The organism is Streptomyces sp. NPDC058274 (assembly GCF_042881375.1).
Taxonomy (GTDB): domain Bacteria; phylum Actinomycetota; class Actinomycetes; order Streptomycetales; family Streptomycetaceae; genus Streptomyces.
Genome location: NZ_JBHVXW010000024.1, coordinates 94,497 through 106,459, shown reverse-complemented (window position 1 = coordinate 106,459; position 11,963 = coordinate 94,497). Strand labels below are relative to the sequence as shown.

Annotated in this window: 10 protein-coding genes and 1 tRNA gene; 10 read left to right on the top strand and 1 reads right to left on the bottom strand. The window is 66.6% G+C overall.

Annotation, left to right across the window (positions count from 1 at the left end; all coding sequences use genetic code 11):
- Positions 1–34 precede the first annotated feature (34 nt).
- The gene (locus ACFVYF_RS33735) at positions 35–1,261 is read right to left on the bottom strand and encodes a pyridoxal phosphate-dependent aminotransferase (protein WP_389461542.1); all 1,227 of its coding nucleotides are present in this window, start codon (positions 1,259–1,261) and stop codon (positions 35–37) included.
- A 248-nt stretch (positions 1,262–1,509) separates the two neighbouring features.
- Here ACFVYF_RS33735 and ACFVYF_RS33730 point away from each other — a divergent pair.
- From ACFVYF_RS33730 to rpoB, 10 genes are all read left to right on the top strand, one after another.
- A tRNA-Trp gene (locus ACFVYF_RS33730) sits at positions 1,510–1,582 on the top strand.
- A gap of 109 nt (positions 1,583–1,691) precedes the next feature.
- Positions 1,692–1,976 (top strand): preprotein translocase subunit SecE, encoded by a 285-nt coding sequence (gene secE, locus ACFVYF_RS33725; protein ID WP_389461540.1) that lies wholly within the window; start codon positions 1,692–1,694, stop codon positions 1,974–1,976.
- A gap of 77 nt (positions 1,977–2,053) precedes the next feature.
- Positions 2,054–2,938, top strand: coding sequence for a transcription termination/antitermination protein NusG (nusG, locus tag ACFVYF_RS33720; RefSeq protein WP_389461538.1), 885 nt, complete (start codon positions 2,054–2,056; stop codon positions 2,936–2,938).
- 177 nt (positions 2,939–3,115) lie between these two features.
- Complete coding sequence (rplK, locus tag ACFVYF_RS33715; RefSeq protein ID WP_095748118.1) at positions 3,116–3,550, top strand: 50S ribosomal protein L11; 435 nt, start codon at positions 3,116–3,118, stop codon at positions 3,548–3,550.
- A gap of 79 nt (positions 3,551–3,629) precedes the next feature.
- Positions 3,630–4,355 (top strand): 50S ribosomal protein L1, encoded by a 726-nt coding sequence (gene rplA, locus ACFVYF_RS33710; RefSeq protein WP_389461536.1) that lies wholly within the window; start codon positions 3,630–3,632, stop codon positions 4,353–4,355.
- A gap of 153 nt (positions 4,356–4,508) precedes the next feature.
- Positions 4,509–5,369 carry a hypothetical protein gene (locus tag ACFVYF_RS33705; RefSeq protein WP_389461534.1) on the top strand — a complete coding sequence of 287 codons (861 nt, stop codon included), beginning with the start codon at positions 4,509–4,511 and terminating at the stop codon, positions 5,367–5,369.
- Positions 5,370–5,561: 192 nt separating this feature from the next.
- Entirely contained in the window at positions 5,562–6,428 is an 867-nt protein-coding gene (locus ACFVYF_RS33700) for a DUF1396 domain-containing protein (RefSeq protein WP_389461532.1), read from the top strand.
- A 308-nt stretch (positions 6,429–6,736) separates the two neighbouring features.
- Positions 6,737–7,267: a 50S ribosomal protein L10 gene (rplJ, locus tag ACFVYF_RS33695; RefSeq protein WP_389461530.1), complete on the top strand. Its 531-nt coding sequence runs from the start codon at positions 6,737–6,739 to the stop codon at positions 7,265–7,267.
- A 110-nt stretch (positions 7,268–7,377) separates the two neighbouring features.
- Entirely contained in the window at positions 7,378–7,758 is a 381-nt protein-coding gene (gene rplL, locus ACFVYF_RS33690; protein ID WP_389461529.1) for a 50S ribosomal protein L7/L12, read from the top strand.
- A 645-nt stretch (positions 7,759–8,403) separates the two neighbouring features.
- Positions 8,404–11,889 carry a DNA-directed RNA polymerase subunit beta gene (gene rpoB / locus ACFVYF_RS33685; protein ID WP_389461527.1) on the top strand — a complete coding sequence of 1,162 codons (3,486 nt, stop codon included), beginning with the start codon at positions 8,404–8,406 and terminating at the stop codon, positions 11,887–11,889.
- The last annotated feature ends 74 nt before the right edge of the window (positions 11,890–11,963 follow it).

Sequence of the window (11,963 nt, the reverse complement as noted above, 5' to 3'; positions counted from 1 at the left end):
ACGAAAACGTGCACCCGTGGGGTGTCCGAAAAGGTCAGTCGCGCGCTTCGGCCAGCAGCTTCTGGAGCCGCGAGACACCCTCGATCAGGTCCTCGTCGCCCAGGGCGTACGACAGCCGCAGATAGCCCGGCGTGCCGAAGGCCTCACCCGGGACGACCGCGACCTCGGCCTCCTCCAGGATGAGCGCGGCCAGCTCGACCGTGTCCTGGGGGCGCTTGCCGCGGATCTCCTTGCCGAGCAGGGCCTTCACCGAGGGGTACGCGTAGAAGGCGCCCTCGGGCTCCGGGCAGAGCACGCCGTCGATCTCGTTCAGCATGCGCACGATCGTCTTGCGGCGGCGGTCGAAGGCCTCGCGCATCGTGGCGACGGCCTCCAGGCCACCGGAGACGGCGGCGAGCGCAGCGATCTGGGCCACGTTGGAGACGTTCGACGTGGCGTGCGACTGGAGGTTGGTCGCGGCCTTGACGACGTCCTTCGGGCCGATGATCCAGCCCACCCGCCAGCCCGTCATGGCGTACGTCTTGGCCACGCCGTTGACGACGATGCACTTGTCGCGCAGCTCGGGCAGCACGGCCGGCAGCGAGACGGAGACCGCGTCGCCGTACACCAGGTGCTCGTAGATCTCATCGGTCAGCACCCACAGGCCGTGCTCGACGGCCCAGCGGCCGATGGCCTCGGTCTCGGCCTCGGTGTAGACCGCGCCGGTCGGGTTGGAGGGCGAGACGAACAGGACGACCTTGGTGTTCTCCGTGCGGGCCGCCTCGAGCTGCTCGACGGTGACCCGGTAGCCCGTGGTCTCGTCGGCGACCACGTCGACCGGGACACCGCCGGCGAGACGGATCGACTCCGGGTACGTGGTCCAGTACGGCGCCGGAACGATCACCTCGTCGCCCGGGTCGAGGATCGCGGCGAAGGCCTCGTAGATCGCCTGCTTGCCGCCGTTGGTGACGAGGACCTGCGAGGCGTCCACCTCGTAGCCGGAGTCGCGCAGCGTCTTCGCGGCGATCGCGGCCTTCAGCTCGGGCAGACCGCCGGCCGGCGTGTAGCGGTGGTACTTCGGGTTCGAGCAGGCCTCGATGGCGGCCTGCACGATGTAGTCAGGGGTCGGGAAGTCGGGCTCACCGGCGCCGAAGCCGATCACCGGACGTCCCGCGGCCTTGAGGGCCTTGGCCTTGGCGTCCACGGCGAGAGTGGCGGACTCGGAGATCGCGCCGACTCGGGCGGAGACCCGGCGCTCGGTGGGAGGGGTTGCAGCGCTCATGGACCCCATCGTTTCAGACCGGAAACTTCCCCGGCACGCGGGTTTCACAGACTGAACACCTCCTGAACAACCGTCCGGATCCGGACGGCACGCCGGTCGATCTTCGGCGGACAAAGCCCGTACGGACACTTTCTGTTCGACGACCGGCCGCGGAGCACGTACACTCTCACCTCGTTGGCCTTCACGGGCCGCACTCATCCGGTGCACACCGAGCATCCGGGCGGATGCGGTACGTTGGGGTGAACCAAAGGGTCGTAGCTCAATTGGTAGAGCACTGGTCTCCAAAACCAGCGGTTGGGGGTTCAAGTCCCTCCGGCCCTGCTGCACAATCCTTCGCCAGGAAATGTGTGCGCATGTACGTACTGCTTTGCACCGCCGTGCGGCTCAACCGGGCGCGGCACGGCCACGACCCGGAATCAGGTGAGGACGAGTGACGGACGCCGTGGGCTCCATCGACATGCCTGATGCCCAGGATGAGGCGCCGGAGTCCAAGAAGACCCGCAAGGGCGGCAAGCGTGCCAAGAAGGGCCCGCTGAAGCGCCTTGCCCTCTTCTACCGCCAGATCGTCGCGGAACTCCGCAAGGTCGTCTGGCCGACTCGCAACCAGCTGACGACGTACACGACCGTGGTGATTGTCTTCGTCATCATCATGATCGGCCTGGTGACCGTGATTGACTATGGGCTCGATCACGCCGCCAAGTACGTCTTCGGCTGAGCAAGAAGCGAAGGGCGCCGTACTCGGCGCCCCTTTCGCATGTTCCACCCCCATGTATCCAGGAAGAAGCAGCCACCGTGTCTGACCCGAACCTGAACGACGCCACCGAGTCGGTCGAGTCCGTAGACGACGAACTCGACATCGTCGAGGGCGCGGACGTCGAGGACGAGGTCGAGGCTGCCGACGCCGCTGCCGGTGAGCCGGCCGAAGAGACGGCTCTGCACGTCGAGGACGAGTCCGGTGCGGACGAGTCCGGTGGAGACGTCGAGGACGAGCCGGCCTCCGAGGACGCCGTCGCCGTAGAGGACGACACCGAGGCCGAGGCCGAAGAAGAGGCCGAGCCCGTCGACCCCGTCACCGCCCTGCGCGAGGAACTCCGCACTCTCCCCGGCGAGTGGTACGTCATCCACACGTACGCCGGTTACGAGAACCGCGTGAAGACCAACCTCGAGCAGCGCGCCGTCTCGCTGAACGTCGAGGACTTCATCTTCGCGGCCGAGGTGCCGCAAGAAGAGGTCGCGCAGATCAAGAACGGCGAGCGCAAGACCATCAAGCAGAACAAGCTCCCGGGCTACGTCCTGGTCCGCATGGACCTGACGAACGAGTCCTGGGGTGTCGTTCGCAACACGCCTGGTGTCACCGGCTTCGTGGGCAACGCCTACGACCCCTACCCGCTGACGCTGGACGAGATCGTCAAGATGCTCGCCCCGGAGGCCGAGGAGAAGGCCGCCCGTGAGGCCGCCGAGGCCGAGGGCAAGCCCGCTCCGCAGCGCAAGCTCGAGGTCCAGGTGCTGGACTTCGAGGTCGGCGACTCGGTCACCGTCACCGACGGCCCGTTCGCGACGCTGCAGGCGACCATCAACGAGATCAACGCCGACTCGAAGAAGGTCAAGGGTCTCGTCGAGATCTTCGGCCGCGAGACGCCGGTCGAGCTCTCCTTCGACCAGATCCAGAAGAACTAGCCTTCGGGCCCTTCTGGACCACATGCCTCCGAACAGGTCAGACAGGCTCTCGCAGCCCGTCTGACCTGCTCGGTTTTTGGCCGCGCATGGATACCCGTTATCGTTGTGCGGTATGCCTCCATCCGGATGATCCGGACCGGACGGCTGAAAACTCTCACTAGGACCCGGAGAGAGCACATGCCTCCCAAGAAGAAGAAGGTCACGGGGCTTATCAAGCTCCAGATCCAGGCCGGCGCGGCCAACCCGGCTCCGCCGGTCGGTCCCGCGCTGGGCCAGCACGGCGTCAACATCATGGAGTTCTGCAAGGCCTACAACGCCGCGACCGAGTCGCAGCGCGGTTGGGTCATCCCGGTGGAGATCACGGTCTACGAAGACCGCTCGTTCACCTTCATCACCAAGACCCCGCCGGCCGCGAAGATGATCCTCAAGGCCGCGGGTGTGGAGAAGGGCTCCGGCGAGCCGCACAAGACCAAGGTCGCCAAGATCACCCAGGCGCAGGTCCGCGAGATCGCCACCACCAAGATGCCCGACCTGAACGCCAACGACCTGGACGCCGCCGCGAAGATCATCGCCGGCACCGCCCGTTCCATGGGCATCACGGTCGAGGGCTGAAGCCCACCTCGTACGCCTTGAACCGTGGTGGGGCCTGCTCGGCCCGTACCACGACTCCTCAGAACACACAGGAGCAGTAGTGAGCAAGCGCAGCAAGTCTCTCCGCGCTGCGGACGCGAAGATCGACCGGGACAAGCTCTACGCCCCGCTCGAGGCCGTCCGTCTCGCCAAGGAGACCTCCACGTCCAAGTTCGACGGCACCGTCGAGGTCGCCTTCCGTCTGGGTGTCGACCCGCGCAAGGCCGACCAGATGGTCCGTGGCACCGTGAACCTCCCGCACGGCACCGGTAAGACCGCCCGGGTCCTGGTCTTCGCGACCGGTGACCGTGCCGAGGCCGCGACTGCCGCGGGCGCCGACATCGTCGGCTCCGACGAGCTCATCGACGAGGTGGCGAAGGGCCGGCTGGACTTCGACGCCGTCGTCGCCACCCCGGACCTCATGGGCAAGGTCGGCCGCCTGGGCCGTGTCCTCGGCCCGCGTGGTCTGATGCCGAACCCGAAGACCGGCACCGTGACCCCGGACGTGGCCAAGGCCGTGACCGAGATCAAGGGCGGCAAGATCGAGTTCCGCGTCGACAAGCACTCGAACCTGCACTTCATCATCGGCAAGGCGTCGTTCGACGACACCAAGCTGGTGGAGAACTACGGCGCCGCGCTGGACGAGATCCTTCGTCTGAAGCCGTCGGCCGCCAAGGGTCGTTACATCAAGAAGGCCGCGATCAGCACCACGATCGGCCCCGGCGTTCCGATCGACCCGAACCGCACCCGCAACCTCCTCGTCGAGGAGGACCCGGCCGCCGTCTGAGCCCTCCGCTCACCTCGGTAGCCGCGTCGCGCACGCGAACCCAGGACGGGCCCCGCACCTTTCGAGGTGCGGGGCCCGTCCCTTTTCCCGCCGCTTGTGTCAGTGGCCTGCGCTAGCGTGCAGACCGGAGTCATCACTCAGGGGTGGGGGGACATGATCAGCACCGTGATGCGGCGCGCGTGGCTGTCGCTGGCCGTGATCGGCGCGGTGGCCGGGGGACTGGCGGCCTGCGGTCCGTCCGGCGCGTCCGCGGGCGGGGCGGAGGCCACGGACGACGCTCGCGGCACAGCGGCGGCCACACGAGTCGGCAAGGCGCTGAGCGGGGTCCGCGAGAAGACCGAGAAGGCGGGCTCGGCCCGGGTCGACTGCACCATGTCCGTGGGAGACACGGTGGCGACGCGATCGACGGGAGCCATCGGCTGGGCCGGCGGCCTCTCCGGCACCCTCACCATCACCTACACCGGCGGCAGTTGGGCCAAGACCATGCGAGAGCTGGGCAACGTCTCCACGCCGGCCCGCTTCGTCTCCGACGCCTACTACGCGAAGATGAGCGACAAGTTCGCCGCCGTCTCCGGGCACGGCAGGCACTGGATCAAGTACGACTACGAAGCCTCGGCGACCTTCACCCCGGCCCAGTCGGTCGAGCTCCTGCTGGCCGCCCCCGACACCCGCGAGGTGGGTACGGCGACGGTCCGCGGCGTCCGCACCACGCACTACTCGGGCACGGTGGACGTAGCCCGGCTGGGCATCTCGCGCCCGGGCCTCACCGACACCGAGCTGGCCGAGCTGACGCAATGGCTGAAGCAGGCCGGCATCACCAAGCAGCGCGTCGACATCTGGGTCGATGCCCGGGATCTGCTGGTGAAGCGGTCCGAGCGCGGCCAGGTGGCCGGTGGCACCTCGGTCACCACGGCGTACTACAAGGACTACGGCACGCACGTCCGCATACCCGAGCCGCCGCCCGCCGCGGACACGGTCGACTTCTCGGACCTCGCGAATACGAAGGCCTCCTGAGTCGCGGGGGAGCCGGTGCGCCGCCTGCTCCGGCCGGGGCGAACCCACGGCAGGCACTGGACCAGGCGCGACTCCGGCCGCTCTGAACTCCTGGGCCTCATGGCCCACTTGAAACTCGCAGGACCCGTGAGTTCCCGTGCGTTAGGCTCGCGGCCTTGCTGTGAATCGACCATATGTTCCTTGGGGGGAATCATGGAGATATCTGTGCGTGGCGCCGTGCGCCACAGTGCGACGGGCGCGGCACTGGCCGCCCTGGTCCTGGCCGGGGGTGCGGTCTCCTGTTCCAAGGGCGGCACCGCGGACGGGTCCCCGCGGATGACGCCCGCGGCCGCCGTGGCCAAGGCCGCGAAGAACGCCGAGGACGTCACGTCCCTGCGCTACCGGATGACGGGGAAGATCCCGGAGCAGGGCCGCGTCGAGGCCGAGGCGTCGATGAGCGTGAAGCCGATCGCCATGAGCATGAAGATGACGGCGCTCGACGCGGGCGCCGACAGCGGGCAGGTCGAGCTCCGCATGGTCGACGGGGCGCTGTACATGGGCGGGGGCGAGGAAGCCGCCAAGGAGATGGACGGCAAGCACTGGATCAAGTTCGACATCTCGGGGAAGGACGGCGGCAGCGGAGGCGTCGACGCCTCCAAGATGCAGGACCAGGTCCAGCAGAACCCCGCCCAGGAGTCCACCTTCCTGACCGGCTCCAAGGACGTGAAGAAGGTCGGCACCGAGCAGGTCGGTGGCGTCGGGACCACCCACTACAAGGGGACGGTCACCCTCGACGAATTCCGCGCGGGCCTCAAGAAAGAGGACAAGACCACCCGGGAGACGCGCGAGAAGAGCCTCAAGCAGTACGAGGACATGGGCATCGACAAGCTCACGATGGACATGTGGATCGACGGGGACGACCACGCCAAGAAGTTCCGTATGCGGGCCGCCGCCGACAAGGGCCCGCTGGACATGACCATCACGTTCCTCGACCTGAACAAGCCGGTGACGGTCAAGGCCCCGCCCGCCGACGACACGGTCGACCTGGCCGAGACGCTGCGCGACACCGAACAGGGCTGAGCCCCCGGACCGGGGCGTTCGCGCGTCCCGGAGGGTGGCTTCCGGGCGGATTTGCTCGAGAGCGATCCGTTCACGTATTCTTCCACAGAAGCCAAAGACCGCTGGTCGTTGCCGTGCGCTTGCAAGAGGGCGCGGTGGCCGAAGGATCCGCTGAAACTGCGGACGACCCGCGTAGGTGAATGTGGATGTGCTCCCGGAGTTCGCTCGCGAAAACCGGTAGAGCTACGCCCCGTGCGCCTGCGCCGGGGCGTTTCGTTTTGCCCAGCCCCTTCTGAGCGGTCCTCATCACCCGGAAGGAGGCCACGCTTATGGCAAGGCCCGACAAGGCTGCCGCGGTAGCCGAGCTCGCGGACCAGTTCCGCAGCTCGAACGCCGCCGTGCTGACCGAGTACCGGGGTCTCACCGTGGCGCAGCTCAAGACGCTGCGTCGTTCGCTCGGTGAAGACGCCCAGTACGCCGTGGTGAAGAACACGCTGACCAAGATTGCGGCCAACGAGGCCGGGATCAACACGCTCGACGACCTGTTCAACGGTCCGACGGCGGTCGCCTTCATCACCGGTGACCCGGTGGTGTCCGCGAAGGGTCTTCGTGACTTCGCCAAGGACAACCCGAACCTCGTCATCAAGGGCGGTGTCCTTGACGGCAAGGCGCTGTCCGCCGACGAGATCAAGAAGCTTGCGGACCTCGAGTCCCGCGAGGTTCTGCTCGCCAAGCTGGCGGGTGCCTTCAAGGGCAAGCAGTCCCAGGCTGCCACGCTCTTCCAGGCGCTTCCCTCGAAGTTCGTCCGCACCGCGGAGGCGCTTCGTGCCAAGAAGGCCGAGCAGGGCGGTGCCGAGTAATTCGGCTCGCACATTGACCGCCGCCTGAGGCGACGGTCGTAGCGGGCCGAACGTACGCCCGCCTCACCAGTACATACCGGCACCTGCCGAATTAGTGGAAGGACGCCATCATGGCGAAGCTGTCCCAGGACGAGCTGCTCGAGCAGTTCGAGAACCTCACCCTCATCGAGCTCTCCGAGTTCGTGAAGGCCTTCGAGGAGAAGTTCGACGTCACCGCCGCCGCCGCGGTTGCCGCTGCCCCGGTCGGCCCCGCCGCCACCGCTGAGGCCGTCGAGGAGCAGGACGAGTTCGACGTCATTCTCACCGGTGCCGGCGAGAAGAAGATCCAGGTCATCAAGGTCGTGCGTGAGCTGACCTCGCTGGGTCTGAAGGAGGCCAAGGACCTCGTCGACGGCGCTCCGAAGCCGGTCCTCGAGAAGGTCGCCAAGGAGGCCGCCGAGAAGGCTGCCGAGTCCCTCAAGGGCGCCGGCGCCTCCGTCGAGGTCAAGTAAGTCTCGACTCGCGGCTACGGCCGCATGGCGTGGCGACGAGTCCCAGGCGGACTCACGCAAGCTGATACGGCCGCTCACACAGGGCTGTAACGCTGACGCACTGAAGAGCGATCACCCAGTTGGGTGGTCGCTCTTCGGCGTTCAGGGGGTCCGCGAGGCGGCTGCCTTGCGGAGGCGGTCGCGACGAGTATGGTGATCTTCGTCGTGCCTCCGGCGGCCCCTGGGGACGAGCTGCACGTGACGATGGCAGCACCTAGTTGGGGCATGGGGGGCCTTGACGAACCGCACGGAGCGCGCAATTCTCAGGACGCGTCGTCACAACGATCCGGATCCGAGGCATGGATCGGTGGCGAAGAGGGCAGTATCGATGTGCATTGAGGGCGTGGCTTGCCGCAGGTGTTGAGAACAACGAGGGTCTCAAAAAACCGGGACTGGACATCAGTGGGCCTAGTGGCTACACTGACCCTTTGCGCTGCCTGTTAGCTGCCTCCTGCCCGTCACCAGGGGCATGCCCTCGCTTGAGCACCGATGATCGAACCATCTCTGACCTGGCCTTTTCGGCCCTGTCAGCCAGGGACCATCTCTGTGCACCTGCTGGGGACCGGTACGCGCGTAGTGAGTCCGAGCCCTCGGAAGGACCCCCTCTTGGCCGCCTCGCGCACTGCCTCGACCGCGAATACGAACAACGGCGCCAGCACCGCCCCGCTGCGCATCTCCTTTGCAAAGATCAAGGAGCCCCTCGAGGTTCCGAACCTTCTTGCGCTGCAGACCGAAAGCTTCGACTGGCTGCTCGGCAACGACGCGTGGAAGGCTCGTGTCGAGGCGGCTCTGGACAATGGACAGGACGTCCCCACCAAGTCCGGTCTGGAGGAGATCTTCGAGGAGATCTCCCCGATCGAGGACTTCTCCGGGTCGATGTCGCTGACCTTCCGCGACCACCGTTTCGAGCCGCCTAAGAACTCCATCGACGAGTGCAAGGAGCGCGACTTCACGTACGCGGCTCCGCTCTTCGTCACCGCCGAGTTCACCAACAACGAGACCGGCGAGATCAAGTCCCAGACGGTCTTCATGGGCGACTTCCCGCTCATGACCAACAAGGGCACCTTCGTCATCAACGGCACCGAGCGTGTCGTCGTGTCGCAGCTGGTCCGTTCGCCGGGTGTCTACTTCGACTCCAACATCGACAAGACGTCCGACAAGGACATCTTCTCGTCCAAGGTGATCCCGTCCCGGGGTGCCTGGCTGGAGATGGAGATCGACAAGCGCGACATGGTCGGTGTCCGCATCGACCGCAAGCGCAAGCAGTCCGTCACCGTTCTCCTGAAGGCTCTCGGCTGGACGACCGAGCAGATCCTCGAGGAGTTCGGCGAGTACGAGTCCATGCGCGCCACCCTGGAGAAGGACCACACCCAGGGCCAGGACGACGCGCTCCTCGACATCTACCGCAAGCTGCGTCCGGGCGAGCCCCCGACCCGTGAGGCCGCGCAGACGCTGCTCGAGAACCTCTACTTCAACCCGAAGCGCTACGACCTCGCCAAGGTCGGCCGCTACAAGGTCAACAAGAAACTGGGCGGCGAAGCCCCGCTGAACGCCGGCGTCCTGACCGTCGAGGACATCATCTCGACGATCAAGTACCTGGTGAAGCTGCACGCCGGTGAGACCGAGACCGTTGGCGACAACGGGACCTCGATCGTCGTCGAGACCGACGACATCGACCACTTCGGCAACCGTCGTCTGCGCAACGTCGGCGAGCTCATCCAGAACCAGGTCCGCACGGGTCTGGCTCGTATGGAGCGCGTCGTCCGCGAGCGCATGACGACTCAGGACGTCGAGGCGATCACGCCGCAGACCCTGATCAACATCCGGCCGGTCGTCGCCTCCATCAAGGAGTTCTTCGGCACCAGCCAGCTCTCGCAGTTCATGGACCAGAACAACCCGCTGTCGGGTCTGACGCACAAGCGTCGTCTCTCGGCGCTGGGTCCCGGTGGTCTGTCGCGTGAGCGGGCCGGCTTCGAGGTCCGTGACGTGCACCCCTCGCACTACGGCCGCATGTGTCCGATCGAGACCCCTGAAGGCCCGAACATCGGCCTGATCGGCTCGCTCGCCTCGTACGGCCGGGTCAACGCGTTCGGCTTCGTCGAGACGCCGTACCGCAAGGTCGTCGAAGGCGTCGTCACCGACGACGTCGACTACCTGACGGCCGACGAAGAGGACCGATTCGTCATCGCCCAGGCGAACGCGATCCTCTCCGACGACATGCGCTTCGAGGAGTCCCGCGTTCTGGTCCGCCGTCGTGGCGGAGAGATCGACTACATCCCCGGCGACGACGTCGACTACATGGACGTCTCGCCGCGCCAGATGGTGTCGGTCGCGACCGCCATGATCCCGTTCCTCGAGCACGACGACGCCAACCGTGCCCTGATGGGCGCGAACATGATGCGCCAGGCCGTGCCGCTCATCAAGTCCGAGGCGCCGCTGGTCGGCACCGGCATGGAGTACCGCTGTGCGGTCGACGCCGGTGACGTCCTGAAGTCGGAGAAGGACGGTGTGGTCCAGGAGGTCTCCGCGGACTACATCACCACCGCCAACGACGACGGCACGTACACCACGTACCGCCTCGCGAAGTTCTCCCGCTCGAACCAGGGCACGTCCGTCAACCAGAAGGTTGTCGTGGACGAGGGCGCCCGGATCATCGCCGGCCAGGTCCTGGCCGACGGTCCGGCGACCGAGAACGGCGAGATGGCGCTGGGTAAGAACCTGCTCGTGGCGTTCATGCCGTGGGAGGGTCACAACTACGAGGACGCGATCATCCTGTCGCAGCGCCTCGTACAGGACGACGTCCTCTCCTCGATCCACATCGAGGAGCACGAGGTCGACGCCCGTGACACCAAGCTCGGCCCCGAGGAGATCACCCGGGACATCCCGAACGTCTCCGAGGAGGTCCTCGCCGACCTCGACGAGCGCGGCATCATCCGTATCGGTGCCGAGGTCGTCGCCGGCGACATCCTCGTCGGCAAGGTCACGCCCAAGGGTGAGACCGAGCTGACCCCCGAGGAGCGCCTGCTCCGCGCGATCTTCGGTGAGAAGGCGCGCGAAGTGCGCGACACCTCGCTGAAGGTGCCGCACGGCGAAATCGGCAAGGTCATCGGCGTCCGCGTCTTCGACCGTGAAGAGGGCGACGAGCTGCCGCCGGGCGTGAACCAGCTGGTTCGTGTCTACGTGGCGCAGAAGCGCAAGATCACGGACGGTGACAAGCTCGCCGGCCGCCACGGCAACAAGGGTGTCATCTCGAAGATCCTGCCGATCGAGGACATGCCGTTCCTGGAGGACGGCACCCCGGTCGACATCATCCTGAACCCGCTGGGTGTCCCGTCCCGAATGAACCCGGGACAGGTCCTGGAGATCCACCTCGGCTGGCTCGCCAGCCGCGGCTGGGACGTCTCCGGGCTCGGCGAGGACTGGGCGCAGCGCCTGCAGGCCATCGGTGCCGACCAGGTCGCTCCGGGAACCAACGTCGCCACCCCCGTCTTCGACGGTGCGCGTGAGGACGAGCTCGCGGGTCTGCTCCAGCACACGATTCCGAACCGCGACGGCGAGCGCATGGTGCTCCCGTCCGGCAAGGCGAGGATGTTCGACGGCCGCTCCGGCGAGCCGTTCCCGGAGCCGATCTCGGTCGGCTACATGTACATCCTCAAGCTGCACCACCTGGTCGACGACAAGCTCCACGCCCGCTCGACCGGTCCGTACTCGATGATCACCCAGCAGCCGCTGGGTGGTAAGGCCCAGTTCGGTGGCCAGCGCTTCGGTGAGATGGAGGTGTGGGCGCTTGAGGCTTATGGCGCCGCTTACGCCCTCCAGGAGCTGCTGACCATCAAGTCCGACGACGTGACCGGCCGCGTGAAGGTCTACGAGGCCATCGTCAAGGGCGAGAACATCCCCGAGCCCGGCATCCCCGAGTCCTTCAAGGTGCTCATCAAGGAGATGCAGTCCCTGTGCCTCAACGTGGAGGTGCTGTCCTCGGACGGCATGTCCATCGAGATGCGCGACACCGACGAGGACGTCTTCCGCGCGGCGGAGGAGCTTGGCATCGACCTGTCCCGGCGCGAGCCGAGCAGCGTCGAAGAGGTCTGACGGGAGTCCGGAGGCCTTCGTCATGAAGGCCTCCGGCCCCAGGACCCCCGTATCAGACCCCATGACTTACAACC

Coding starts and splice junctions, on each gene's coding strand:
- ACFVYF_RS33735 (WP_389461542.1), bottom strand. CDS start 1,261: ATGAGCGCTGCAACCCCTCCCACCGAGCGCCGGGTCTCCGCCCGAGTC.
- rplK (WP_095748118.1), top strand. CDS start 3,116: ATGCCTCCCAAGAAGAAGAAGGTCACGGGGCTTATCAAGCTCCAGATC.
- ACFVYF_RS33705 (WP_389461534.1), top strand. CDS start 4,509: ATGATCAGCACCGTGATGCGGCGCGCGTGGCTGTCGCTGGCCGTGATC.
- ACFVYF_RS33700 (WP_389461532.1), top strand. CDS start 5,562: ATGGAGATATCTGTGCGTGGCGCCGTGCGCCACAGTGCGACGGGCGCG.
- rplJ (WP_389461530.1), top strand. CDS start 6,737: ATGGCAAGGCCCGACAAGGCTGCCGCGGTAGCCGAGCTCGCGGACCAG.
- rplL (WP_389461529.1), top strand. CDS start 7,378: ATGGCGAAGCTGTCCCAGGACGAGCTGCTCGAGCAGTTCGAGAACCTC.